Source organism: Aeromonas sp. YN13HZO-058 (genome assembly GCF_001921245.1).
Classification (GTDB): Bacteria; Pseudomonadota; Gammaproteobacteria; order Enterobacterales; family Aeromonadaceae; genus Aeromonas; species Aeromonas allosaccharophila.
Genome location: NZ_MQSY01000017.1, coordinates 1 through 23,982, shown reverse-complemented (window position 1 = coordinate 23,982; position 23,982 = coordinate 1). Strand labels below are relative to the sequence as shown.

The following is a 23,982-nucleotide window of genomic DNA, read 5'->3' as shown; positions in this document are numbered from 1 at the left end:
TTCCCTTCTGCGGGAAATAAAAAAGCCTGTCACGCAAAAATGACAGGCCGACTCCATAGCATTATTGCTGCAATAGCTTAGGGACTTCACTTCGCCATTGCAACTGGCTCCAGCACCGGCAGGCGCATTAACCAGGTGAGCAGGATCACCATTATGACAACCAGCAGCCCCTTGACCCACAGCAGTGGCACCACCGCCAGCGACACCGAGAAAGTGAGCAAAATGAAGATAATGGCACGCCGTCTGGCCTGACGACGAATACCGCGATACTGTTGCCAATCCACGATGGGCGGGCCAAACCAGGGATGGGTCAGCAGCCAGCGATGAAAACGGGGCGACGAGCGGGCAAACAGGGCGGCAGCCAGCAACATGAACGGGGTCGTCGGCAATAGCGGCAGCACAATACCCACAATACCGGTGACAAACGCCAACCACCCGAGCGCCATCAGACACCAACGCTTCATTCCCTCTCCTCCCCTGATTTATCTCCCTCTAGCCTAACAGAGTTTGAGCGGGTGCTGACAGCGGGCCGCAACCCCACTACAATCTGCGCTCTTTTTTCTCCCCACTCTCGTCGGAAAGCCGTTATGCGCGTTATTTTGGCCCCCATGCAGGGGGTACTGGATCACCTGATGCGGGAGGTCCTCACCTCTGTCAATGATTACGATCTCTGCGTGAGCGAGTTTATCCGGATCGTCGATCAGCTGCTGCCCGCCAAGGTGTTCTACCGCCTCTGCCCCGAACTGCTGCAAGATGGCAAGACCCGCGCAGGAACCCCGGTGCGGGTGCAGTTGCTGGGGCAACACCCCGAGTGGCTGGCCGAGAACGCCGTGCGCGCCATCGAGCTCGGCTCCCCCGGGGTCGATCTCAACTTCGGCTGCCCCGCCCCCACGGTCAACAAGAGCAAGGGTGGCGCGGTGCTGCTCAAAGAGCCCGAGACCATCTACCGCATCGTCAAGGCGGTGCGCGAGGCAGTGCCCGCCCATCTGCCGGTGAGCGCCAAAATTCGCCTCGGTTACGATGACAAGGATCTCTATCTGGAGAACGCCCAGGCGGTCTTCCAGGGGGGCGCCAACGAGCTGGCCGTCCATGCCCGCACCAAGCGCGAAGGGTACAAGGCCCCCGCCCACTGGGAGTATGTGGATGCCATCCGCCGCGCCCTGCCCATCCCTGTCACCGCCAACGGCGAGATTTGGGATCATCAGGATGCCCTCGCCTGCGCCTGCGTCTCCGGTTGCGATGCCCTGATGGTCGGGCGCGGCGCCATCTCCCTGCCCAATCTGGCTAACGTGATGAAAACCGGCTGCCCGCACATGAGCTGGGCCGAGGTGCTGCAGTTGATGGTGAGCTACACCGAGCAGGATCTGGCCAGCGAAAAAGCCGACTACTACCCCAGCCGCATCAAGCAGTGGTTCAGCTACCTCAAGCGGGAATATCCCGAGGCGGACCTGCTGTTTCAGGAGATCAGGGTACTCAAAGAGACCGACCCCATCCGCGATGCCCTGTTGCAAGCGGCCAAAAGCCACGGCTAACCACGTTTAACTTGACGCATATCATCTTGATAGAGTTATCGGGTCCCTATACTGCCCCGAATCTGTCGTCTGTCCTGTGGGGGATAATGTGTGTGAAATGACGCAAGCACAGTTGACTGTCTGGCGTAATCGCCTGCTGTCCGACTGGGCCCAAGTACGAGAAACGCTGATCGGTCAACTGAAAGCCTGCCGCCGTGACGAGTGGGCCGAGCAGGTCGGTCACTGCGATCAGGATCAACTGGTAGAACTGACCAGCCGGCTGGATCTGCCGAAGGTAGAGCAGAGCGTGGCCCGCCTCAAGCGGATCGACGCGGCACTCTGCCAGATGGATCTGGGCATCTACGGCCTCTGCTCAGATTGTGAAGAGCCGCTGGCCATCGAACAGCTGGAACAGGATCCGACCCTGCAACGCTGCCCGCGCTGCGAAACCCGCTATCGCAAGGGATTCCACGCCCACGAACTGTGAGGGATGCACATCTGTGCATCCGCTCAACCCTCAGCACTGGTTACTCCGTCATTCCTGTCCAATACTCAACCGTATCAGCCTGCCCGAGGGGATGCGTTGTGTACCGACTCTTGTTGTTATGGTGTTTGTGTTGCCAGGCGCTGGCACAGGAGTCATTGGTCGTCGGCTGGGTCAACTGGCAGCCCTTCAGCTTTCGCAACGAACAGCAGCAGCTTCGCGGACTGGATGTGGAACTGCTCGACGCCATCTTCCAGCGCGCCGGTTATCAGGCACGATTCAGTGAAATGCCCTGGGCTCGCGTGCTGCACGAGCTGCAATTTGGCACGATACAGGTTGGCATGTCTGCCAATATGACCGCCGAGCGGCAACAATACGCCCGCTTCAGCCACCCCTATCGGGAAGAGGAGACGGTCATCGTCGTCCGCCGCCAGGATGCCGAACGCTGGCGCGGGATCACCACCCTCGACCAGCTTGCCAATACCCCTGACTTTCATCTCGGACTGCTCAAAGGTTTTGATTACGGCGACTCCTTCCGCCAATTGATGACCCAACCCGACATGCAGCCCCGCTTGCAGATGCGCTTGCGGCTGGAGCAGCTACTGAAAATGTTGCTGGGGGGGCGGATCCAGGGATTTATTCTCGATCCCCACGGACTGCAGGAGTGGCGCAATCAGGGGAAGCTACCGGATGATCTGCATATTCTGCTGCGTATCGAGCTGACACCGGTTCACCTGATGCTGAGCAAAGAGAGCACCACAGAGACGCACCTGCAACGGATCAATCAGGCCATCGAACAGCTGAAACAGAGCCCCGACTATCAGCAGATCCTCGATCGCTACCGGTTCACCCCTCAACATCCATAAGAGAGGGGAGCCTCGGCTCCCCTCTCTATTTCTGTCTGCCACACGCTTGCCGCCTCTCGCGACAGACCCTTATTCCATCAGACACCACAGCACTCAGTGCCCCAATACAATCCCGGCAAGATGGGAAAAGTGGTGGATCTCGTGGGTGGCCCCACTGTCGCCCGCTTGCCGCTCGGGGTTGTACCAGCAGGTCGCCAGCCCCTGCGCCGCTGCACCGGCGATATCGGTTTTCGGGTTGTCACCCACCATCAGTACCCGGGCCGGATCCGGCTGTCCCATCAGGGAGAGAGTGTGCTGGAAAATGGCGGGATCAGGCTTGGTCACCCGGATCTCGTCGGAGATCACCAGTGGCTCGAACCACTCGCTCCAGCCCAGTTTTCCGAGCCGCCCGCGCTGGGGCACGCTGAAGCCATTGGTGATAATCCCCATCCGTACCTTGCTGCGCAGTTGCTGCAGGGTGTCGAGCACTCCCTCAAGGGGCATGCTCAGGGCGACAATCTGCGCAAGAAAGGTGTTGTTCATCACCATGGGATCGGCGTCAACCTGCTGGGCAAAGAGGGCAAAGCGGGTCTGCTGCAGCGCAGTTGCATCGATCTCGCCATCGTTGTACTGCTGCCAGAGCCCGTGGTTAATGGTGTGATACTGCGCCATGGCGGCGTCATCGGCCTCAACACCATAGATCGTTAGCGTTCGGGCCAGCGCCTCGGCGACCGGGAAATCGAGCAGGGTTTCATCCAAATCGAACAGCACCCAGTCATAGCTTGGTTGTTTCACAGAACTCCTTGTTATCAGTCAGATGGATCAGTGGTATGTCGGCCGATGCGACCCAGCGGGCTGGCCAGCAGATCCAGGGTTAGGCGCACACCAAAACCGGTCACTTCGCTGGAGACCACCCCATTGCCCCCCTTGTTGCGAAAACCGCTCAAATCAAAATGCAGCCAGGGGGTCTGCTCGGGCACGAAGTGAGCGAGAAAACGGGCCGCATCGATGTGATCCGGCGAACTGCCCGGCGCGCATTGCAACAGATCGGCCCACTCGCTCTCGATATTGTCGTCGTAATCGTCATCGAGCGGGAAGGGCCAGATCCGCTCGCCGCTGCGCTGACCCAGATTGACCAGCGAGACCAGCCACTCGCTGCGGTTGGTAAAGACGCCGCTGTAGCGGCTGCCCAACGCCCGCTTGCAGGCGCCGGTCAGGGTCGCATAGTCGATCAACAGATCCGGGGTATCCTGCGCGGCCATCGCCAGGGTATCGGCCAATACCATTCGCCCTTCGGCATCGGTATCGACCACCTCGATAGAGGTGCCATTGATGGCGGTCACCACCTCGCCGGGGCGATAGGCATGAGGGCCGATATGGTTCTCGGCAATGGCCAGCCAGCAGTGTACCTCGTAGGGTAGCTGGGCTCGACTGATGGCGTAGAGGGCCCCCAGCGCCACCGCGCTGCCCCCCATGTCCAGATGCATGCCATACATGCTGCCGGAGACCTTGAGGTTGTAGCCACCGGTGTCGTGGCAGATCCCCTTGCCCACCAGCGCAATGCGGCGCACCGGCTTGGGCGGGTAGTAGCTGAGCTTGACCATGGCCCCCTGATTGTCTTCCGAGCCACTGGCGACCGCCAGAAACGCCCCCGCCCCCAGCTCGGCCAACTGCGCCTGATCATAATGCTGACACAGCCACCCCTCATCTTGCGCCAGTTGGCTGACGAACTCGCGATAGCTGGCGGCAGTGAGCTCGGAGGCGGGCAACACCGCCAGATGACGAGCCAATCCATTGCCCCCCGCCTCGCTGTAAAGGCGCGCCAGATCAAGCACCACCGCGGGAGAGACAATGATCTGCTGGTAGGTCCAACCGCTCTCGTTGCGACTCTTGCTGGTCGGCAGCGGCACATTGGCGGCCAACAGGGCAGAGAGTAGCAACTCGGCCAGCATCACTCGTTCAGCAGGGGAAAATCCCTCCAGATGCAGACCGAACCGCTCCAGTTTTAGCCCCGACAGCGGTGCTATCCAGTTTCTTACCTGCTTATAGAGACGGTGATCCCGCGTCACACTGCTGGCCACAAACACCACCTGCAACAGGGTATTGCCATGCATCAGGGTAAAGGGGGACTTTTGTCCGAGGGCAAGCAGGGTTTTGACATCGGCAAACTGGGGCTGTGCCAATAACGCCTCTTTCTGCTCTTCGGCGATCACCAGCAACTGCAGCGGCAATCCCATGGCAAGGGCCTCGGCCAGGGTGGCATCCTGACTCTCGATAGCGGGGGGAAGATAGGTGAAGGGTGTGATCACAGGAGAGCGCCTCATCCATGAAGAGATACCTGATGATACCTAACAAATGGTTGATGCGACCAGTTTTGGTCTTGAAAAAGCGTCAGAAATAGCAGCAATCACCAGCAGGCGACGGGCATCAAGGATGATTGTTCAATGAAAGAAAGAGTAGCAATACAAGAAGGGAACGATCAGAAGTTGGTTGCGGGGGCCGGATTTGAACCGACGACCTTCGGGTTATGAGCCCGACGAGCTACCGAGCTGCTCCACCCCGCGTCCGAATTGTCACCCCCAAGCCGAGCAGTGGCTTGATGGCGTTTGTCTGCTTTCGATTGTTCGCACAATCGCATGCTGACGAAAAAGTTGGTTGCGGGGGCCAGATTTGAACTGACGACCTTCGGGTTATGAGCCCGACGAGCTACCGAGCTGCTCCACCCCGCGTCCGAATTTTTCTCGAAGTGGCCGAGCAGTAGCCAGTTCGATTTTTCCTTTTCTGCCAATCCGTTACAGCTGTTTGACAGGTCAGGTTCTCAGATGGTTGCGGGGGCCAGATTTGAACTGACGACCTTCGGGTTATGAGCCCGACGAGCTACCGGGCTGCTCCACCCCGCGTCTGAGGTCGCCAATAATAGGCGCCAGCGCACAGATTGCAAGTAAATATCTCAAAAAAAGTTTATTCGTAGATTAATCGGACAAAGAGTGCGGTCATTAACAGCATCATGCTGTTTTTTCAGGCAATCGAGTCCTTGTCGAGCATCCGGCACTACACTCAATAAGCTGAACTCTCCTCATTTTGGGTAGGTAAAATATGCGCATCTCCGCCGGTCATTGCCGTCAGTTGGGGGCCACACCCGACAGCCACGGCGTCAACTTCGCGATCTGGGCCCGCCTGGCCAGCCGGGTGGAACTACTGCTCTTCGCCAGCGCCGAGGACCGCACGCCAGAGGTGATCCCGCTCTCGCCCCGTTTCAACCGCACCGCCTACTACTGGCATATCCATATTGAGGGGCTACCTGTCGGTCAACGCTACGCCTATCGCATTCAGGGCCCGTGGCGCCCTTACTGCGGCACCCGCTTCGATGCCGAGAAGATACTGCTCGATCCCTATGGTCGCAGCATCGAGCTGGGCGCCAACTACGACCGCTGGGCGGCGGCCCGGCCAGGCAGCAATCTGGCCTGCTGCGCCAAGAATCGGGTGGTCGATACCCGTCACTACAACTGGGAAGGGGACAAGCTGCCCGCCCACTCTCTCTCCCGCTCGGTGATCTATGAGCTGCATCTGGGGGGGTTTACCAAATCCCCCAGCTCCGGGGTTGATCCGGCGCTGCGCGGCACCTATCTCGGGCTTATCGAGAAGATCCCCTATCTGCAATCCCTCGGCGTCACCGCCGTCGAGCTGCTGCCGGTGTTCCAGTTCGATCCCCAGGATGCGCCAAAGGGGCTCTCCAACTACTGGGGTTACAGCCCCATGTCCTTTTTTGCCCCACACGCGCAATACGCCTGCGGCGATGACCCTCTCACCGAGTTTCGCGACATGGTCAAGGCGCTGCACCGCGCCAATATCGAGGTGATCCTGGATGTGGTCTACAACCACACCGCCGAGGGGGGCGATGATGGTCCCGTATTCTCGTTTCGCGGCATCGATAACGAGGCCTACTACATCCTCGACAACAACCAGAAAGACACCAACTATTCGGGCTGCGGCAACACCTTCAACGGCGCCCATCCGGTGGTGCTGCGGATGATCATGGACAGCCTCCACTTCTGGCGTCAGGAGATGCACGTCGATGGCTTCCGGTTCGATCTGGCCGCCATTCTGTCGCGGGACGAATCGGGCCAGCCCCAGGCCAATGCGCCCACCCTGCGCACCATAGATACCGATCCGAACATTGCCGACATCAAGCTGATTGCCGAAGCCTGGGATGCCGGGGGACTCTATCAGGTGGGGTCGCTCGCCGGGGCCCGCTGGCGTGAATGGAATGGTCAGTTCAGGGATGATGTGCGCCGCTTCCTGCGCGGCGATGACAACAGCGTCACCACCTTTGTCGAGCGGCTATGCGGCAGCCCAGACATCTACCACTACCACCACGCCGACCCCGAGAAGAGCATCAACTTCGTCACCTGCCACGATGGCTTTACCCTGTGGGACTGGGCCAGTTACAACGGCAAGCACAATGAAGCCAACGGGGAGGAGAACCGTGACGGCTGCGATCACAACTTCAGCTGGAACCACGGCCATGAAGGGATCACCGAAGATCCCCAGATCAACGCCCTGCGGATGCGGCAGGCCAAGAACATGATGGTGGCGACCCTGCTCTCGGTGGGATCCCCGATGCTGCTGATGGGAGACGAGCTGCTGCGCACCCAGCGGGGCAACAACAACGGTTACTGTCAGGATAACGCCACCTGCTGGATGAACTGGCTACCCAACGCCCGCGGTCAGGAGATGTTCCGTTTCATGAAGGAGCTGATCCAGTACCGCAAACACCTGTTCCAGCGCCCGGAGCAGGAGAGCATGCCGCTGTCGCTCACCGAGATCCTGCGCCACAGCGAGATCTGCTGGCACGGGGTCAACGCCGGACAACCGGATTTCAGCCCCCACTCCCACGCCATCGCCATGTCGGCGCTGTCGAGCGAAACCAAGCTGGCACTCTATGTGCTGTTCAACGCCTACTGGGAGCCCCTCACCTTCAATCTGCCGAGCCCGCCCAAGGGGGTTGGCGGCTACTGGCGGCGGATCCTCGATACTGCCCTCCCCTCGCCGCAAGATATCTGCACCTTCGGCATGCCGCTGGAGGGGTTGACCCGTGAGTATCTCGCCCAGCCGCGCAGCAGTTGCCTCTTTATCTGTGGGGCCGACGACTTCTATTGATAGATAACTGCGGCTTGATTGCTGCTAATGGATTGCTGCTAATTGATGGCTGCGATACCGGCAAGCCAGATAGGCAAAAGCCCCGAGCAAAGGCTCGGGGCTTTCTTTTCGGCGCAGGTATCAGACCAGCTGGTGCAACACGCTGGTGGCGGCAATCTGGGCGATCAGCAGGCCACACAGGGAGGTGGAGACCACCACAGGCGCGGTATCACGCTGCAAGTAGAGCGGGCTGAACCAGAGCAGCAGAGAGGCCACCAGCAGGGCCGCCTGGGTCACCACCGCCGGGATCAGCGCATCGAGATTGGCCTCGCCCCCTTGCCAGCCCACCAGCACCGCCAGCCAGATAAGACTGGCCATCGCCCCCACCAGACCGGCCAGCGGCAACAGGGTGTTGAATGCCTTGAGGCGATGACGGGCCCGCAGCAGCATCAGGTGGGCAAAGGCCGCCCCCAGCATCGCCATCTGCAGCAGACCGCTCACCCAGCCCTGCAGTTGCAGCAGCCCGAAGCCATAGACAGCGAGCGGCAACGCCGGTAGCCAGAGCAGCGTTGAGGGGACGGAACGCTTGCCCTCCAGCCGTGACTGGGCCAGCGACAAGCCGACCCCGAGCACCAGTGCCACACCACCACTCCAGATCAGCCAACTGGCTGCCTTGGCCTCTACCGCCAGCATCAGAGATAGCGCGGTAATGACCCAGATGGAGAAGAGCTGCTGACTGATGCGCGAGCGCTGGCCGGGGCAGATATCACCGCGCCACAGCACGATACCGAGGGCGATCAGGGCGCCAAGCGCCATCAATCCGGTGAGGGGAAAGAGCCAAAAAGGGAGTTGGACGAACACGACGCCTCCAGCAGTAAAGATTCGAGGTGCGCCACCGGGGCGCCAGAGAGGGGGCGAGTATACCCAAACCGGCTGCTATCCCCAATCACGACAAACAATCGTAGGCAAACAATCCGGGGCACTGGCCGCCAGCACAATGCACCTTGAAGGGCGCCCTGCTGGCAGCCATACCCATAGTGCCGGGATGCGGCGCAGGCTTCAGCCCTGACCGCGGGCCAGCGCCACCACCCGGGCAAACATCTGGCGGATCACCGGCGGAATATGCTCGGCACCGAGCCGCTCCGCCTCTTCCACCACCGCCAGCGCCATGCCCGGCTTGCTGCGGTGATGGATCGCCTTGTTGATGATGTGACTGGCACTCCACATGGCGCGCCCGCCCACCCCGGCCTCGCGGCGAAACACAGCTTCAAAGCCGTTGTGATAGAGGTAGTGCTCGATGTCGGTGGCAGGAAGCTGGGTCAGTCGGTCCCGCTCCCGCTCGCCCTTGAGCTGGCCACGGGCCGAGGCGGCATACTTGAGCCCCGCCTCGTCGCCATCGGTCAGCAGGTGCCACTCGATGCCAAAGTCACGCGCCACCTTGATCAGCGGCGACTGGCCGCACTGGGCAAACTCGATGATCCGCACCCCTTCGGCCCGCAGACTGTAACCGCAGATCTGGGCCAGTTCGGAGAGCAGCCAGATCTCGGTCTCCCCCTCCACCAGCAGCCAGCAGCGGGCAAACAGCGACATGGGGCGGTTGATCCGCACATGGAAGGCGATCTTGCGCAGATCGTCACTGCTGTAGCGCTCGCCCCCCAGCTGGTGACAGAGAATATCCTGCTGACGGCGCACCAGCCGCCGCACCTGATTGAGCGGCAGGGAAGAGAGCAGATCTCCCGAGTTGGTGGTGAGCAGCTTCTGGCCAGGCAGTTGTTCCAGCAGCCCCCACGCCAGCGCCAGCATGGTCGGGTGCAGCCGGCTCTCCGGGTCCTCCAGGATAATGATGGGGCGGGCCCCCTCCTCCAGCTCGCGGTTGCCCCGCGCCTGCAACAGGGTGGCCGCCATCCCCGCCATCGCCAGTTGCAGCGCGCGGTTGTCGGCGCGGCGCAGCAGGGTATGCAGATTGCCCGGATTGCGCAGGGTCATGGGGCGATTGATGATGTCGCGCTGACTGCGCGGCTTGTTCTTGATGGGGGCCAATGCGTTGAAGTAGTGATCCATCAGCTGGCGCACCGCCTGCAACGCCTCTTTGAGCTCCGGCTCACCGATGCGCTGGGGCTCGTCGATCAGCTTGTCCGCCAGCTCGCTCAGGCGATGTTCGGAGAGATCTCCCCACTGCAGGGTCTCCACCCCGTTGCGGGCACTGCGGGCATCGCGCAGCCGGAACACCGGGTTCATGGTGATCAGCATGGAGACCAGCTCATGGGCATTGGCGATGGGCAGGCTCTTGCCCACGCCGTCGAGAAAGTCGTGCATGGTGAGCACAGCGCCATCCGCCTGCAGCTCGGCACTGGCGCGATAGTGAATGCGGTGGAATTTGTCCTTGTGCAGCACCCAGGAGGGGCTGAGACGCGCCAGGCGACGGGAGTGCTGGCACATCTGGGGTCTGTGCTCACTGAAGGTGAGCACCAGTTGCAGGTGGCGCGCCGGCGCCAGTTCGGGATCTTCCGGTTGGTGAAAATCCTCGGCGGTGAACTGATAGGGCTCGGCATTTTGCCCCAGCAGGCACCAGAGGGCGCGCAGCAGGCTCGATTTACCCCAGGTGTTCTCGCCGATCAGCACTGTGGTGTGATCCAGCCCGAGCGACAGGCGATTTATACCGCGAAAACCTTTGACTTCAATACGTTCCAGAAACATCCGGCCATGTCCACATCATTGTGATGGGGCAATAGTGGCAAAATTACCGGAAAAATCCTATCGCAGGCGGGGGGATTTCAACGTGAACTGTGAGGCACTGCAGGTTCGGGAGGGGTAACAACAGCGGTGCGATCTTGCGGAGCATTCCAGTGGCTAAACCAGAGGTGACGAGTACGAGTTTGACGTTTGCGATAATTCAATGGGCATTCCTTTCAATGGATAAGTGGTAGAGAGTACACCTCTTTTGCCCAAAGTCTCAGGGTTATCTGTGACAGGAAGATGACAATTGCGCCCGCCACTGTCCCGGCGTCAAACCAAACGCCTCGCGAAAACGGTTGCCAAAATGGGCCTGGGAAGAGAAGCCGCACTGACTGGCGATGCTGGCCAGCGGCTCCGGGCCAGCCAGCAGTTGTTTGGCCCGTTTGAGCCGCAGCCCCAGCAGATAGCGGTGGGGCGGGCAACCGAGACTCTGGCCGAACATGCGGGCGAAGTGGTACTCGCTCAGCCCCGCCTGCTGCGCCAGCTCTGCCAGCGTGACCGAGTCGGCCAGATGGGCCTGCAGATACTCCTGCACCCGCTTGATCACCACCGGTGCCAATCCGCCGCGCAGGGGTGGCAGGCCGGGGGCTTCCTCGGTGTGGTGGCGATAGGCGTGGAGGATCAGCATCCAGGCGCCGTGGGAAAGCGCCAGCCGATCGACCCCGTGCTGCCACTCCAGCTGCATCAGCTGGCGCTGCACCAACCCGGCCGCCTGCGGATCGTCGATAAAGGTCTTGTCCACCAGTTGCAGGTGGCGCCCCTCCTTGTCACACACCTCCTCGGCGATACGGGTGAGGTGAGCCGGGGTGAAGTAGAGATGAAAGAAGCGAAACTCTTCACGCACCAGCCACTCGGATCTGTGGTGATCCGGCATGATGCACACCTTGCCGGTGCCGCCGTGGCCACCCGGCCCATCGAGTCGCTCGGTCTGCTCGCCCCCCTGCAAATAGACGCTCAGGGTATGGTGGCCCGGCTTGTGATAGCGGGTCTGGTCATAGCAGTTGCGCCAGCTGGCCACCCCGAGCCCGGGTTCGAGCCAGCAGGCGTCCTCCAGCCGGGCGCCGGTGCTGACCAGAGCATCAAATACCCCTGCTGTTTTCATTCGCCCCTGCCACCTGTTCCGGTTATTTGCGCGGGCTCTCCCGCCTGTCATCCATCTTACCGACCGCGCCCGCAGATGACAGCGCGTGACGATGAAAAACCGCAAGATGGTGCAATCCAGCCATCAGGACTCGCCCCATAGTGGGTCATATCCTCCCTGACTCACCGGAACTGTGATGAACCTGATGCTCTATCTTGCCACCGTGCTTATCTGGGGCAGCACCTGGATTGCTATCGCCTGGCAACTTGGCCCCATCCCCATCGAGGTGTCGGTGCTCTACCGCTTCCTGCTGGCGGCGGTGGCACTGTTTGCCCTGCTCACCGCCAGCGGCCGCTTTCCACGCCTCCCCTGGCACGGCCAGCGCTATGCCGCACTGCTCGGTGCCCTGCTCTTTTCCACCAACTTTCTCTGCTTCTACCACGCCACCCGTTACATCCCGAGTGGCATGTCGGCGGTGATCTTTGCCAGTGCCAGCATCTTCAACGGCCTCAACCTCTGGCTGTTCGAGCGCAAGCGCCCCACCCTGCGCTGGCTGCAAGGCTCCCTGCTGGGGCTCCTGGGCACCCTGCTGCTGTTCTGGCCGGTGCTGGCGGATGCGCAACTGGGTGCAAACGGCTGGAAGGGGCTGCTGCTCGCCTGTGGCGGCACCTTCTGCTTTTCGCTGGGCAATCTGGTCTCGGCCCGGGGCCAGCGCCACGGCTATCACGTACTGCAACTGGTGCCCTGGGGCATGGTTTACGGCGTGGTGCTGTTGCTGGGCTGGGTCACATTGCTCGGCCAACAGCTGGTGGTGCCGACCGACAGCCACTATCTGGCGGCCATGGTCTATCTCGCCCTGTTTGGCTCGGTGATCGCCTTTACCGCCTACCTGACCCTGGTGGGGCGCATCGGTGCCAGCAAGGCCTCCTACGCTACCGTGCTCTTTCCGCTGGTAGCGCTCACCCTCTCCACCTTCTACGAAGGCTTTGTCTGGCAGCCGGTCTCGGTGGCCGGGGTGGTGGTGAGCCTCATTGGCAATCTGCTGATCTTCGCGCCGCCCTTAAGCGAATGGCGCATTCGCCCGGCCAAGGCAGCAAACGACCCTTGCTCCTGAGCCAGTCAGCCCCTAAGGTAGCGCCATTCGATAGGCATGACGGCGATACGAGGGGCGAGATGTTACTGGAAGGGCTGGAGACGCTGAGCCTGCTGGCGAGCGAAGGGACCATGGCCAAGGTGGCCAGTCGCCTCTACATCAGCCAGTCAGCGGTGAGCAAGCGGATTGCCCAGCTGGAGCTGCGCCTTGGCAAGAAGCTGATCGAGCCGGAGGGGCGCCAGATCCGGCTCACCCCGCAGGCAAAGGAGCTGCTTGAGCGAGTGGCCCCGAGTCTGGCCGAGATGAAGGGGGTGCTGGCCGATAGCCAGGATCTGGCGGATCACAGCCCCCTCCCCATCGCCTGCTCCGAAACCCTGCTGGCGGGCTACCTCGCCCACTTTATGCGCGACTATCTGGGCCGCGATCCCCATCTTGCCCTCTCTACTCACCACACCCCGGTCATTCTGGCGCGGGTGCGCAGCGGTGATGCCCTGCTCGGCATCTGCGCCGGTCGGCTCCCTCCCGGCCATGGCCTCGGAGCCGAGCTGCTAATGGAAGAGCCCTTCTATCTGGTTGGCGAGGCGCAGCAGAGCCTGCCGCCAGCCAGCGCAGAAAGCAGGCGCAAGATCCTCACCATGGATCTGGAGAACCCCTCCAACCGCTACCTACGCGCACCGCTGGCAGAGATGGGGCTGGAGCCCGCCATGGAGCTCGACTCCTATCTGGCGCTCATCGAACTCGCCAAGGCGGGCATTGGCCCTGTGCTACTCCCCGCCGGCCTGCTGGCGCTGGTGGGAGAACAGGGGGAGATGGCCCGTCCACTGCCCGGACTGGGTCGTCCCCTCCATCTGGTCTACCGGCAGAGCAGTCTCAAGCGCGAGCGAATTGCCCAGCTGGTCAGCGCCCTGCAGCAACATTTTCGCCACTGCAGCAGCACGCCGCGCTAGCTGTCTCAACCCACCAGATGTGACAACGGGGCCCAAGGGCCCCGTAAACATCCGATTTGTCGCCCACCCGCCGCGGCTCAGATCCAGGCAAACAGCTCGGGATACTGGCTCCACACCAGCTTGGCAGACATCAGCAATGAGACGGTCACCAGCAGCGGCTTGATAAGCTTCACCCCTTGCTTTAGCACCATCTTGGAGCCAAAACGGGCGCCGATAAACTGCCCCAGCGCCATGCAAAAACCGACACTCCACACCACCTTGCCACCGAGGGCAAAGAACAGCAGGGAGGCGATGTTGGAGGTGAAGTTAAGCAACTTGGTATGGGCGGTGGCACGCGCCATGCCAAAGCCCGCCAGCGCCACGAAACCGATGGCAAAAAACGATCCTGTGCCCGGCCCGAAGAAGCCGTCATAAAAGCCGACACCGCCCCCCACCAGCAGCGCAAACAGCATGGGAGTCAGGCGGCGGGAACTCTCGGCATCGCTCACCCGTGGCGAGAAGTAGAAGTAGCAGGCAAAGGCCATCAGCAGGAAAGGGAGCAGGCGCTCAAGAATGGCGGCATCGATGGTCTGTACCGCCAGTGTGCCGATGGCAGCACCAATAAAGGTGCAGATCACCGCAGGCCAGATCATCGCCCACTCCAGCAACCCCTTGCGGGCATAGAACCAGGTGGCGGAGAAGGAGCCGAAACTGCTCTGCAGCTTGTTGGTGCCGAGCACCAGCGCGGGCGGCATGCCGGTGGCGAGCAACGCTGGCACCGTCAGCAGGCCGCCGCCACCGGCGATGGCATCGATAAAGCCGGCGACAAGCGCCACACCAAACAGGGCAAACAAGGTAACCAATTCCAATTCCATCCATAGACCTCACGAGAGTGGGTTGCCCGAAGGGGTTGGGCAACCGGAGATAACCAAAACGGGGTTGTGCAGGGGCTGCACAGGCTGTCCGCTATCCTAGCGGGACACCGTCGATGAATCTAACGAAACAGTGGCAGCCAATTGATTCCTGATTTTCATTGATGTGCGCTGCCACGCCCCTGCCCCAACCCTCAGAGGGCCCGTTACAGCGCGGGTGACGGGACTTCCGCTTCCTTGATGGCCGCCAGCGCCTCACACAGATGATCCTCATCGGCACCGGGGAAACGGCTGACCCGACCGGCCATGTAGCGGCTGCTGAACAGATTGAACCAGTGCTGCAGTGCTTGCCCCGCCTTGAGCTCCCCCGCCACTTCCAGCACGCAGGCCGCCACTTCGGCGGTGCAGAGGTGCTCATCGCAGTTGGCCACTCGCATGCCGTAGGTGGAGAGCGCATCGGGCTTGATGGCGAGCACCGGAAAACCGTCCAGATAGGGGCTCTTGTTGAACATCTTGCGCGCCTCCGGCCAGGTGCCGTCGAGCAGGATAAAGAGCGGCTTTTTACCGGGAGCCAGCGTCACCTCGCCGGTCAGGCGGGCAGGCTCCTTCTCGCAGGCGGGAAAGACCACATAGGGCTGCCAGAACGGATCGGCCAGCAGGGCCAGCAACTCGGGATGGGGCTGGGTGCGCGACCAGAGAAACGCCCAGGTGGTGTCAGGCAACACATCGGCAATGAGGCGGCCGGTGTTGGAGGGCTTCATCGGCTCGCTGTCATACATCAGCAGGCAGAAACCGGCCTCCGCTTTGAGCTCGGGGCGCCACTCGCAGGCACACCAGTCCTCGCGCAGCTGACAGGCCGGACAGCGGGCCAGGGTGCCGCCACGGGCAAGAAATGGTCGGGTAGAGATACTCTTGCGCCAGGCCCGCAGGCGGTTGACGGCGTGATCAGGAACAGGCTTCATCTAGGTTCACAACTGGAGTCAAAACAGGAACGGCAGCAATGCCAACATGTCACGGCGCCACAGGGCCAAATAACAGGGGCGCTGCCGGAAAAGCGCAAGATTGTACCGAGTTACGCGCTGGCGGAACAGCAATCCCTGCCCCTTTCGCCAGACACAGTGCCAAACTCTCTTGCCTTACGACTCCTGACAGCTGCGCAGCAGCTCCAGCAACAGGCTGCCATCGCGCAGCGCCTTGTGCACCTGCACCGAGGTGGGCTTGGTGGGATCTTCGTAGAAGTGGGTGGATTCAATCTGCAGCCGCACCAGATATTCGGCGGGCAACTGGCTGGCCAGCGACTGGTGCAGCATAGGGAACAGCAGCCGATCGGCACGGGTGATCTCGCCCCCCAGCAGCAACTTGCCCGGATTGAGCAGGCAGATGAGGTTGGAGAGCACCTTGGAGAGGCGGCCCGCCGCCTGATGGAGAATATCCTGACAGAGGCTGTTGCCCGCCAGCGCCAGCTCGCACAGCTCGCGGATGGTGACGCTCTCGGGCAAGTCGTGCTCCTGCATCCGCTCGCGCAGATCCCGGTATTGCGCCTCCAGCGCCTGATTGGTCACCAGGGTGCAGGCACAACCAAAACCGCCGCAGTAGCAGCGCTGGCCGTAAGGCTCGAGCTGCAGGTGGCTGAGATCCCCGAGCAGCGCATTCTCGCTCTCGATCAGCTGGCCATTGACCACCATGCCGACCCCGATGTCGTTGTGGACAAACACCAGCACCGCATCGGCGCAATTCTTGGCAGCCCCCCACTCCCGCTCGGCCTGGATCCAGGTGCGCACGTCACCGCTCACCAGCACAGGTACCGAGAACGCCTGTTGCAGCGTGGGCCCCAGCGGCCAGTTGCGCAGATCGTAGAAGGGGAAGTGCTTGACCATGCCGGAGTGACGCTCCACCTGACCCGGCAGACAGAGGGCGATACAGGCCAGACTGAGGGACTTTTTCGGCAAAAATACCTTGATGGCGTGCACCAGACTACCCAGCAAATCGGCACGTTCTTCTTCGGTAAAGAGGTGGCGCTGGCGGGCCAGCGAGCGACCGGAAAAGTCGAACAACGCCATATCCACGTAACCACGGCCAAGACGCATGGAGAGAAACTGGAAGCGGCGCTCGTTGATGCGCAGCAGGGTCTGGCGACGACCGCGCCCCACCGAACTTTCGCCACAGGTCACCACCAGACCGCCATCGAGCAGTTCACGGGTGATCTTGGTGATGCTGGCAGGCGAGAGGCCGGTCAGGCGGGAGAGATCGGTACGTGACAGCTCCTTGTGCTCCTCCAGACTGGCGTACACCAGGCCGTAGTTGAGCTGCCGGATCAAGTCGATACTGCCTTTCACGATCTCATTCATAGGATATGGATTAAGGGCTGACACAGGGGCCGCCAATTTTCACACATTATTGGGCAATCCCCAAATAAAGTGCGGCCTGAACCGGAGTTCAGACCGCATCTTGTGGTTGTCATCACGGGCCCTGACAGGATCAATAACGGAACTGGGAGACCAGTTTGCGCAATTTGTCACCGGTATTGGCCAGATCGCGGGTGGTGCTGTTGGATTCCACCGCCGCATCGGTCAGCTCGCTGACGATCTGCTGAATGGCCACCAGGTTCTTGTTGATCTCCTCCGACACCGCATGCTGCTCCTCGGCGGCGGTGGCGATCTGGATGTTCATGTCGTTGATGGTACTGACCGCCATCACCATGCTGTCGAGGGAGCTGGCGATGTGTCCCGCTTCCTGCACCGTCTCCTGGCTGCGATCCTCGCTCGCCTGCATCACATCCACCGCCTGCTTCACCCCGCCCTGCAGCCGTTGCAGCATCTCGTTGATCTCTTTGGTGCTCTGCTGGGTACGGCCGGCTAGCGAGCGCACTTCGTCCGCCACCACCGCAAAGCCGCGCCCCTGTTCGCCAGCCCGGGCCGCCTCGATGGCGGCATTGAGCGCCAACAGGTTGGTCTGCTCGGCAATGCCGCGAATGACCTCCACCACGGAGCCAATCTTGGCGGTTTCTTGCGCCAGCTGCTCGATAACGCCGGAGGCGGTATGCACTTCGCCCACCAGCCGGTTGATACTGTTGATGGCCCCACTCACCACACCACGCGCCGCGTCAGACTCACGGGCCGCATCGCTGGTTGCTGTCGCGGCATTGGAGGCGCTGGCCGCCACCTCCTGCGCGGTGGAGCTCATCTCGGTCACCGCGGTCACCACCTGATCGGTCTCGCGGCTATGGCCTTGCATCTGATGATCGTAGTGTTCGCTCAGATTGTGCAGCTTCTCAACGGCGCTAAAAAGGTGATTGCTGGTCTCGCCCACCTGGCTCACCACCGACTGGATCCGCTCGACGAAGCGATTGAAGGCGCTGGCCAGTTGGCCAATCTCGTCCTGACTCTGCACCTTGAGACGCTGGGTCAAATCCCCCTCACCATCGGCAATGTCATTGAGCGCCGACACCGCATCCGCCAGCGGTTTGGTCACCCGGTTACCCACGATCACCGTCACGACCAGGGTGATACCGAGGATCAGCAGGATCACCAGCACGCTGCTCTGCAGCGACGCATACATGTTGCTCTCGCGCTCTGCGCGCAGGGCGGCCAAATCGTTGTCGATATCATCGATATAAAAACCGGTCCCGATGACCCACTGATACTTGTCCAGCACCATGTTAAAGGCCAGCTTGGGGGCATCACGACCGATGGAGGGTTTGGCCGTCCAGTACTCGGAGAACCCATCCCCCTGACGGGCCACCTTGAGGATGTCCTGGATCAGCAACTTGCCCTTGGCATCCTTGTCATTCCAGCGGTTTTTTCCCTCCAGCTCGGCACGGGTCGGCAGCAGTACTGTGTTGCCCTCAAAGTCATAGACAAAGAAGTAGCCGTCACTGCTGTAACGCAGTGGCCTGAGCAACTCTTTGACCTTCTGACGATTTTCCGGTGAATCCGGCAGGGCATATACGGCATCGACGGCGGTTTTGGCCATCATGATGTAACTGCTGAGCAGCGCCTTGCGCTCCTTGATGGCATCTTCCCTCGCCACCACCAGCTCAGACTCCAGAGCGCTCTTGGAGACCATGTAGTTACTGAGGTTGACCACCAGGGCCATCAGCAGTACGGGTACTGCACCCAGTAACAGGATTTTCTGTTTTAGCGTCATCTTTCACATCCTTGCAGCTGTTTTTATTGGAATTCCTAGCCTACTCATCAGTATAGGTGCTGGCAGGGCGAACCCCCCTTTCGTTACAATTCACTTAAACAAATCGGCCAGAATGTGAAAATCATGAATCTTTGTCCTTGCGGCTCAACCCTTTCTCTCGAATTGTGCTGTGGCTCACTTCACAGTGGCGCTGTGGCTGACACCCCGGAGCAGCTGATGCGCTCGCGCTACAGCGCCTTCGTGCTCGGGCTGGGGGAGTATCTGGTCCATAGCTGGCATCCGGCCCACCTCGGCGGCCTCACGGCGGCAGAGCTTTCCCAAACAGATACCCACTGGGATGGTCTCGAGATCATCGCCAGCCAGGGCGGCCCGCAGGATGAAACCGGGATGGTGGAGTTCAAAGCCTGGTTTCTGGAGGGGGATAAGCGCCACTGCCTGCATGAGTGCTCCCGCTTCGTGCGTTATCAGGGGCGCTGGGTCTACACCGAAGGGGAGATCGATCCCCTGCCGCTCAAAACCGGCCGCAACGATCCCTGCCCCTGTGGCAGCGGCAAAAAGCACAAGAAGTGCTGCGGCTGACGCGTCCCTCCCACCAGACTCGCCAAACAGTGACAAGGGGCATCCGATGCCCTTTTTTGTGCCTCTTATTCGCCACCAGCCCACAAACCGATGCGATGACAAGCGTGACAAATGTCACATAATGCTCATTAACGCGCGAGAAAATGAGCGTTTGCGAACGCAAATTTGGCCCATATCAAACATTTCCACTCAGAAGTGCGCCACACTGGCCTCATCTGGAAGAGATGAGACGGGCCACAATGAAAAGAATAACCACACAAGTCGTCATCATAGGCGGCGGTGCCACAGGGGCCGGCATCATGCGCGATTGCGCACTGCGCGGCATCGACTGCATCCTGCTCGAGCGCGATGATATCGCCGCTGGCACCACCGGCCGCAACCACGGCCTGCTGCACTCCGGTGCTCGCTACGCGGTGACGGATCAGGAGTCCGCCCGCGAATGCATCCAGGAAAACCGCATCCTCAAGCGGATTGCCAGCCACTGTGTCGAGGACACGGGCGGCCTCTTCCTCACCCTGCCGGAAGATGACATCAATTTCCAACGCACCTTTATGGATGCCTGCGCCCTGGCCGGTATCGACACCCGCCAGCTCGATCCCCGCGAAGCACTGCTGCTCGAACCCAACGCCAACCCGGCGATGATCGGCGCCATCCATGTGCCGGACGGCACGGTCGATCCGTTCCGCCTCGCCGCCGCCAACGTGCTGGACGCGAAAGAGCATGGCGCCCGCATCTTCACCCACAGCAAGGTGCTGGGGCTGTTGCGTACTCAGGATCGGGTGCACGGGGTCAAGGCCATCAACACCCGCACCGGCGAAGCGTTCGAGGTGGAGTGTCAGGAGGTGATCAACGCCGCCGGCATCTGGGGCCAGCAAATTTGCGAATACGCCGATCTCGGCATCCGCATGTTCCCGGCCAAGGGCTCCCTGCTCATCATGGATTACCGCATCAACCAGTTGGTGCTCAACCGCGCCCGCAAACCGGCGGATGCGGACATTCTGGTGCCGGGCGATACCATCTCCCTTATCGGTACCACGTCGAGTCGCATCGATTACAACAAAATTGACCAGCTCACCGTTGAACCCGAAGAGGTCGAGGTGCTGCTGCGCGAGGGGATCAAGCTCGCTCCCATTATGGCCCGCACCCGTCTGCTGCGCGCCTATGCAGGGGTACGCCCGCTGGTGGCGGTGGACGGTGACGACACCGGCCGCAACATCAGCCGCGGCATCGTGCTGCTCGATCACGCCGAGCGCGACGGCCTCAAGGGCTTCAACACCATCACCGGCGGCAAGCTGATGACCTACCGCCTGATGGCTGAGTGGGCCACCGATCTGTTGGCCAAGAAACTCGGCAACAGCAAACCCTGCCAGACCGCCGAACTGAGCCTGCCCGGCTCGCGGGATCCGGAAAAGGTCTCCGCTCCCGGCCTCTCGGTGCCGGTCGAAGGCTCTGCCCACTACCGCCACGGCGAGCGGGTTATCGCCTTCTTCCGTGACAATCCGAAAGCCAACGCCCTCATTTGCGAGTGCGAAATGGTCACCGCAGGCGAAATCGAATACGCCCTGCGCGAGCTGGATGTGGACAACCTCATCGACCTGCGCCGCCGCACCCGTCTGGGAATGGGGCCCTGTCAGGGCGAGCTGTGCGCCTACCGCGCCGCAGGTCTGATGCAGGAGTATGGCAAGGCTGACGGTCGTCAGGCCTGCGTCATGCTGCGCCAGTTCCTGGAGGAGCGTTACAAGGGGACCCGCCCCGTCCTGTGGGGCGATGCCCTGCGCGAGGCCGAGTTCACCTACTGGATCTACGAAGGGCTGTTTGGCCTGGGAGAATGGACGGCGCCGCAGCTGGTTGCCGATACGCCTCGCGGCCCAACCAGCGAGACCACTCACAAGGAGAGCCGTCATGAAGTTTGACAATATCGTTATCGGCGGTGGCATGGCGGGACTCTCGGCCGCCCTGCGGCTGGTAGAGGCGGGCCAGAAGACCCTGCTGATGGCCTCCGGCCAGAGTGCCCTGCACTTCTCCTCCGGCTCGATCGATCTGCTGGAGAGCGAGGGAGATCCCCGCGCCGCCCTGCCCGCCTTTATGGCCGCCCATCCGGATCACCCCTACAGCAAAGTCGGAATGCAAAATATCGAAGCGAGCCTTGCCGATCTGCAGCGCCACTGCGCCGAGCAGGGGTTGCCGCTGGTTCGCCACGAGACCAACCACCAGCGCCTGACCCCCATCGGCACCCTCAAGCGCACCTGGCTCTCCCCCGGTACTTGTGCCTGCGTCACCGATGCGCCGATCCCGGATGTACTGCTGCTGGCCACCCTCGAGGGCTTTCGTGACTTTCATCCGACGCTGGCGGCCGCCAATCTGGCGACCCATCCCCGCTTCGCCCACTGCCGCATTCTGACCGGCGAAGTACGCCTGCCCCAACTGGCAGAATTCAGCCGCAACCCCCACGAGTTTCGCTCCGCCGACATCGCCCGCCTATGCGACAAACACCATCTGGTAGCGGACCTGGCCCGCGAGATCAGCCGCATGGTGCTGGAGTGTGGCGAACCGGGCTGCCGCCATATCGTGCTGCCCGCCTGCCTGTCCCTTGGTTTGGTCGGCCCGCGTCTGGCGGAGCTGGAGCAGCGCACCGGTTGCACCATCAAGGAGGTGGCCACCATGCCGCCGTCGCTGATCGGCATGCGGATGCAGGAAGCGCTCAAACGCCGCTTTATGGCCCTTGGCGGCACCTTCCTCACCAGTGAACGGGTGCTGGGCGCCCGCTACGAGGGTGATCGCGTCATCGGCGTACACAGCCAGAATGGCGACGATCAGCTGTTTGAAGCGGATAACTTCGTGCTCGCCTCTGGCAGCTTCTTCAGTCGCGGGTTGGAATCACGTCTGCGCGGCATTCGCGAGCCCATCTTCGATGCCGATGTGCTGAGTCTGGAGGAGCGTGATGCCTGGGCCGGTCGCCGCCTGTTTGACCACCACCCCTTCATGGGCTTCGGGGTCAAAACCGACGACAAGCTCAGAGTGCTGCGCGGTGGCAAGCCGCTGGTCAACCTCTATGGTGCCGGCAGTGTCTTGGCCCATTACGATCCAATTCGTGAAGGCTCCGGCTCCGGTGTTGCCGTTGCCACCGGCTGGCAAGCCGCCGGCCATATTCTGGGCGCGGCCCAATGATTACTTTGTCCCATATCCCGTGTCTTCATCATCGCCGGGAGGAGAACTGACATGCTACTGGATCACGCCAACCAAACTTTCGATCAGTGCATCAAATGCACCGTCTGTACCGCCTACTGCCCGGTGGCCAAGGCCAACCCCGCCTACCCTGGCCCGAAACAGGCGGGCCCGGATGGGGAGCGGCTGCGGATCAAAAGTCCGGAGCTGTTTGACAGCGCCCTCAAGCACTGCACCAACTGTAAACGCTGCGAAGTGGCTTGCCCGAGCGGAGTACGCATCGGCGACATCATCGCCAAGGCCAAGCACCAGTACAGCGGCTTCAAGCCGGGGATCCGCGAGTTCGTGCTCTCCCACACCGACTTGATGGGCAGCATGTCTACCCTGATGGCGCCGGTGGTCAACTTCACCACCGGCCTCAAGCCGATGAAACTGGTGCTGGACAAGGCGCTGGGGGTCTCCTCCCACCGCGACCTGCCCAAATACTCCCAAGGCACCTTCCGCGGCTGGTACAAGAAGCAGAAAGAGACTCAGGCCCGCTTTGCGCGCCAAATAGCCTACTTCCACGGCTGCTACGTTAACTACAACCACCCGCAGCTCGGCAAGGAACTGGTGCAGGTACTCAACGCCATGAACATCGGCGTGCAGTTGCTGGAGCGGGAGAAGTGCTGCGGCGTGCCGCTGATTGCCAACGGCTTTATGGACAAGGCCAAACAGCAGGCGGCCTTCAACATCCAGCAGATGGAGAACTCCCTGCTCGGCAACGAGATGCCACTGCTGGCCACCTCCTCCACCTGTGGCTTCACCCTGCGCGATGAATATCCTCACCTGCTGGAGCAGGACAACCACAAGGTGCGCGATCGCATCTCGCTGGTGACCCGCTTCCTGTGGAACGAGTTCTACAAGGGCAACAAACCGGCGATGAAGCCGCTCAATCTGCACATCGCCTACCACACCCCCTGCCACATGGAGAAGATGGGGGGCGTCATCTACACCCTCGAATTGCTGCGCGCCATTCCCGGAGTCAAGGTGACGGTACTGGAGTCCCAGTGCTGCGGTATCGCAGGCACCTACGGCTTCAAGTCGGAGAACTACGAAACCAGCCAGACCATCGGCGAGGGGCTGTTTGATCAAATCAACCGCCTGGCCCCCGATCTGGTGATCACCGATTGCGAGACCTGCAAATGGCAGATTGAGATGAGCACCAGCTTCCGCTGTGAACATCCGATCCACCTTTTGGCCCAGGCGCTGGCCTGAATCCCCCGGCTCTTGCGGCCGCATAAAAAACAATCCACGCAGAGATAAACAAAGAGCCGGCAATTGCCGTAATGCCGATCAGTTAAGGATCCATTGACCGATCCTGCTGATGTGTAAAAATCCGAAACCTGTTGATTGGTTTCGGATT

The 23,982-nt window shown here is 61.3% G+C and carries 20 protein-coding genes and 3 tRNA genes; 10 read left to right on the top strand and 13 right to left on the bottom strand.

Annotated features, from left to right (window positions below):
- Positions 1 to 86: 86 nt before the first annotated feature.
- Positions 87 to 464, bottom strand: a complete 378-nt coding sequence (locus tag BSP75_RS02795; protein ID WP_075112142.1) for a YbaN family protein — start codon at positions 462 to 464, stop codon at positions 87 to 89.
- A 123-nt stretch (positions 465 to 587) separates the two neighbouring features.
- Between BSP75_RS02795 and dusC the strand changes: the two genes are divergently transcribed.
- From dusC to BSP75_RS02780, 3 genes are all read left to right on the top strand, one after another.
- The gene (dusC, locus tag BSP75_RS02790) at positions 588 to 1,532 is read left to right on the top strand and encodes a tRNA dihydrouridine(16) synthase DusC (RefSeq protein WP_075112141.1); all 945 of its coding nucleotides are present in this window, start codon (positions 588 to 590) and stop codon (positions 1,530 to 1,532) included.
- 97 nt (positions 1,533 to 1,629) lie between these two features.
- A complete protein-coding gene (locus BSP75_RS02785; protein ID WP_042657497.1) occupies positions 1,630 to 1,998 on the top strand; it encodes a TraR/DksA C4-type zinc finger protein in 369 nt (122 codons plus the stop codon).
- 125 nt (positions 1,999 to 2,123) lie between these two features.
- Positions 2,124 to 2,861, top strand: a complete 738-nt coding sequence (locus tag BSP75_RS02780; protein ID WP_075112140.1) for a transporter substrate-binding domain-containing protein — start codon at positions 2,124 to 2,126, stop codon at positions 2,859 to 2,861.
- A 93-nt stretch (positions 2,862 to 2,954) separates the two neighbouring features.
- On the opposite strand, the gene yjjG is transcribed toward BSP75_RS02780, so the two are convergent.
- The 5 genes from yjjG to BSP75_RS02755 all read right to left on the bottom strand — a co-directional run bounded on the left by yjjG (position 2,955) and on the right by BSP75_RS02755 (position 5,740).
- A complete protein-coding gene (yjjG, locus tag BSP75_RS02775) occupies positions 2,955 to 3,635 on the bottom strand; it encodes a pyrimidine 5'-nucleotidase (RefSeq protein ID WP_075112139.1) in 681 nt (226 codons plus the stop codon).
- Positions 3,636 to 3,649: 14 nt separating this feature from the next.
- The gene (locus tag BSP75_RS02770) at positions 3,650 to 5,149 is read right to left on the bottom strand and encodes a leucyl aminopeptidase family protein (RefSeq protein WP_075112138.1); all 1,500 of its coding nucleotides are present in this window, start codon (positions 5,147 to 5,149) and stop codon (positions 3,650 to 3,652) included.
- A 178-nt stretch (positions 5,150 to 5,327) separates the two neighbouring features.
- A tRNA-Met gene (locus BSP75_RS02765) sits at positions 5,328 to 5,404 on the bottom strand.
- Between the two features lie 88 nt (positions 5,405 to 5,492).
- Positions 5,493 to 5,569, bottom strand: a tRNA-Met gene (locus BSP75_RS02760).
- Positions 5,570 to 5,663: 94 nt separating this feature from the next.
- Positions 5,664 to 5,740 (bottom strand) — tRNA-Met (locus tag BSP75_RS02755).
- A gap of 196 nt (positions 5,741 to 5,936) precedes the next feature.
- Between BSP75_RS02755 and glgX the strand changes: the two genes are divergently transcribed.
- Complete coding sequence (glgX, locus tag BSP75_RS02750; protein WP_075112137.1) at positions 5,937 to 8,000, top strand: glycogen debranching protein GlgX; 2,064 nt, start codon at positions 5,937 to 5,939, stop codon at positions 7,998 to 8,000.
- 120 nt (positions 8,001 to 8,120) lie between these two features.
- On the opposite strand, the gene BSP75_RS02745 is transcribed toward glgX, so the two are convergent.
- The 3 genes from BSP75_RS02745 to BSP75_RS02735 form a co-directional block, all read right to left on the bottom strand.
- Positions 8,121 to 8,840: a hypothetical protein gene (locus BSP75_RS02745; protein WP_075112136.1), complete on the bottom strand. Its 720-nt coding sequence runs from the start codon at positions 8,838 to 8,840 to the stop codon at positions 8,121 to 8,123.
- Positions 8,841 to 9,038: 198 nt separating this feature from the next.
- Complete coding sequence (locus BSP75_RS02740; RefSeq protein ID WP_075112135.1) at positions 9,039 to 10,676, bottom strand: ATP-dependent endonuclease; 1,638 nt, start codon at positions 10,674 to 10,676, stop codon at positions 9,039 to 9,041.
- Between the two features lie 262 nt (positions 10,677 to 10,938).
- A complete protein-coding gene (locus BSP75_RS02735) occupies positions 10,939 to 11,817 on the bottom strand; it encodes an AraC family transcriptional regulator (protein ID WP_075112134.1) in 879 nt (292 codons plus the stop codon).
- Positions 11,818 to 11,992: 175 nt separating this feature from the next.
- Between BSP75_RS02735 and BSP75_RS02730 the strand changes: the two genes are divergently transcribed.
- Entirely contained in the window at positions 11,993 to 12,910 is a 918-nt protein-coding gene (locus BSP75_RS02730) for a DMT family transporter (protein ID WP_075112133.1), read from the top strand.
- Positions 12,911 to 12,969: 59 nt separating this feature from the next.
- Entirely contained in the window at positions 12,970 to 13,836 is an 867-nt protein-coding gene (locus tag BSP75_RS02725) for a LysR family transcriptional regulator (protein ID WP_075112132.1), read from the top strand.
- Between the two features lie 77 nt (positions 13,837 to 13,913).
- On the opposite strand, the gene BSP75_RS02720 is transcribed toward BSP75_RS02725, so the two are convergent.
- The 4 genes from BSP75_RS02720 to BSP75_RS02705 all read right to left on the bottom strand — a co-directional run bounded on the left by BSP75_RS02720 (position 13,914) and on the right by BSP75_RS02705 (position 18,833).
- Complete coding sequence (locus tag BSP75_RS02720) at positions 13,914 to 14,690, bottom strand: TSUP family transporter (protein WP_021231324.1); 777 nt, start codon at positions 14,688 to 14,690, stop codon at positions 13,914 to 13,916.
- 203 nt (positions 14,691 to 14,893) lie between these two features.
- Entirely contained in the window at positions 14,894 to 15,649 is a 756-nt protein-coding gene (locus BSP75_RS02715; protein ID WP_075112131.1) for a tRNA-uridine aminocarboxypropyltransferase, read from the bottom strand.
- Between the two features lie 174 nt (positions 15,650 to 15,823).
- On the bottom strand, positions 15,824 to 17,035 hold the full coding sequence (locus BSP75_RS02710) for an ROK family transcriptional regulator (RefSeq protein ID WP_075112130.1): 1,212 nt from the start codon (positions 17,033 to 17,035) through the stop codon (positions 15,824 to 15,826).
- A gap of 130 nt (positions 17,036 to 17,165) precedes the next feature.
- The gene (locus BSP75_RS02705) at positions 17,166 to 18,833 is read right to left on the bottom strand and encodes a methyl-accepting chemotaxis protein (RefSeq protein ID WP_075112129.1); all 1,668 of its coding nucleotides are present in this window, start codon (positions 18,831 to 18,833) and stop codon (positions 17,166 to 17,168) included.
- A 123-nt stretch (positions 18,834 to 18,956) separates the two neighbouring features.
- Between BSP75_RS02705 and BSP75_RS02700 the strand changes: the two genes are divergently transcribed.
- The 4 genes from BSP75_RS02700 to glpC all read left to right on the top strand — a co-directional run bounded on the left by BSP75_RS02700 (position 18,957) and on the right by glpC (position 23,834).
- The gene (locus tag BSP75_RS02700; RefSeq protein WP_075112128.1) at positions 18,957 to 19,412 is read left to right on the top strand and encodes a YchJ family protein; all 456 of its coding nucleotides are present in this window, start codon (positions 18,957 to 18,959) and stop codon (positions 19,410 to 19,412) included.
- Positions 19,413 to 19,651: 239 nt separating this feature from the next.
- Positions 19,652 to 21,325, top strand: a complete 1,674-nt coding sequence (gene glpA / locus BSP75_RS02695) for an anaerobic glycerol-3-phosphate dehydrogenase subunit A (protein ID WP_075112127.1) — start codon at positions 19,652 to 19,654, stop codon at positions 21,323 to 21,325.
- The gene (glpB, locus tag BSP75_RS02690) at positions 21,315 to 22,580 is read left to right on the top strand and encodes a glycerol-3-phosphate dehydrogenase subunit GlpB (protein WP_075112126.1); all 1,266 of its coding nucleotides are present in this window, start codon (positions 21,315 to 21,317) and stop codon (positions 22,578 to 22,580) included. The genes glpA and glpB overlap by 11 nt, the downstream gene beginning before the upstream one ends.
- Positions 22,581 to 22,631: 51 nt before the next feature.
- On the top strand, positions 22,632 to 23,834 hold the full coding sequence (gene glpC / locus BSP75_RS02685) for an anaerobic glycerol-3-phosphate dehydrogenase subunit GlpC (protein WP_058051589.1): 1,203 nt from the start codon (positions 22,632 to 22,634) through the stop codon (positions 23,832 to 23,834).
- Positions 23,835 to 23,982: the final 148 nt, after the last annotated feature.

Coding starts and splice junctions, on each gene's coding strand:
- BSP75_RS02795 (WP_075112142.1), bottom strand. CDS start 464: ATGAAGCGTTGGTGTCTGATGGCGCTCGGGTGGTTGGCGTTTGTCACC.
- dusC (WP_075112141.1), top strand. CDS start 588: ATGCGCGTTATTTTGGCCCCCATGCAGGGGGTACTGGATCACCTGATG.
- BSP75_RS02785 (WP_042657497.1), top strand. CDS start 1,630: ATGACGCAAGCACAGTTGACTGTCTGGCGTAATCGCCTGCTGTCCGAC.
- glgX (WP_075112137.1), top strand. CDS start 5,937: ATGCGCATCTCCGCCGGTCATTGCCGTCAGTTGGGGGCCACACCCGAC.
- BSP75_RS02740 (WP_075112135.1), bottom strand. CDS start 10,676: ATGTTTCTGGAACGTATTGAAGTCAAAGGTTTTCGCGGTATAAATCGC.
- BSP75_RS02735 (WP_075112134.1), bottom strand. CDS start 11,817: ATGAAAACAGCAGGGGTATTTGATGCTCTGGTCAGCACCGGCGCCCGG.
- BSP75_RS02730 (WP_075112133.1), top strand. CDS start 11,993: ATGAACCTGATGCTCTATCTTGCCACCGTGCTTATCTGGGGCAGCACC.
- BSP75_RS02725 (WP_075112132.1), top strand. CDS start 12,970: ATGTTACTGGAAGGGCTGGAGACGCTGAGCCTGCTGGCGAGCGAAGGG.
- BSP75_RS02720 (WP_021231324.1), bottom strand. CDS start 14,690: ATGGAATTGGAATTGGTTACCTTGTTTGCCCTGTTTGGTGTGGCGCTT.
- BSP75_RS02715 (WP_075112131.1), bottom strand. CDS start 15,649: ATGAAGCCTGTTCCTGATCACGCCGTCAACCGCCTGCGGGCCTGGCGC.
- BSP75_RS02710 (WP_075112130.1), bottom strand. CDS start 17,035: ATGAATGAGATCGTGAAAGGCAGTATCGACTTGATCCGGCAGCTCAAC.
- BSP75_RS02705 (WP_075112129.1), bottom strand. CDS start 18,833: ATGACGCTAAAACAGAAAATCCTGTTACTGGGTGCAGTACCCGTACTG.
- BSP75_RS02700 (WP_075112128.1), top strand. CDS start 18,957: ATGAATCTTTGTCCTTGCGGCTCAACCCTTTCTCTCGAATTGTGCTGT.
- glpA (WP_075112127.1), top strand. CDS start 19,652: ATGAAAAGAATAACCACACAAGTCGTCATCATAGGCGGCGGTGCCACA.
- glpB (WP_075112126.1), top strand. CDS start 21,315: ATGAAGTTTGACAATATCGTTATCGGCGGTGGCATGGCGGGACTCTCG.
- glpC (WP_058051589.1), top strand. CDS start 22,632: ATGCTACTGGATCACGCCAACCAAACTTTCGATCAGTGCATCAAATGC.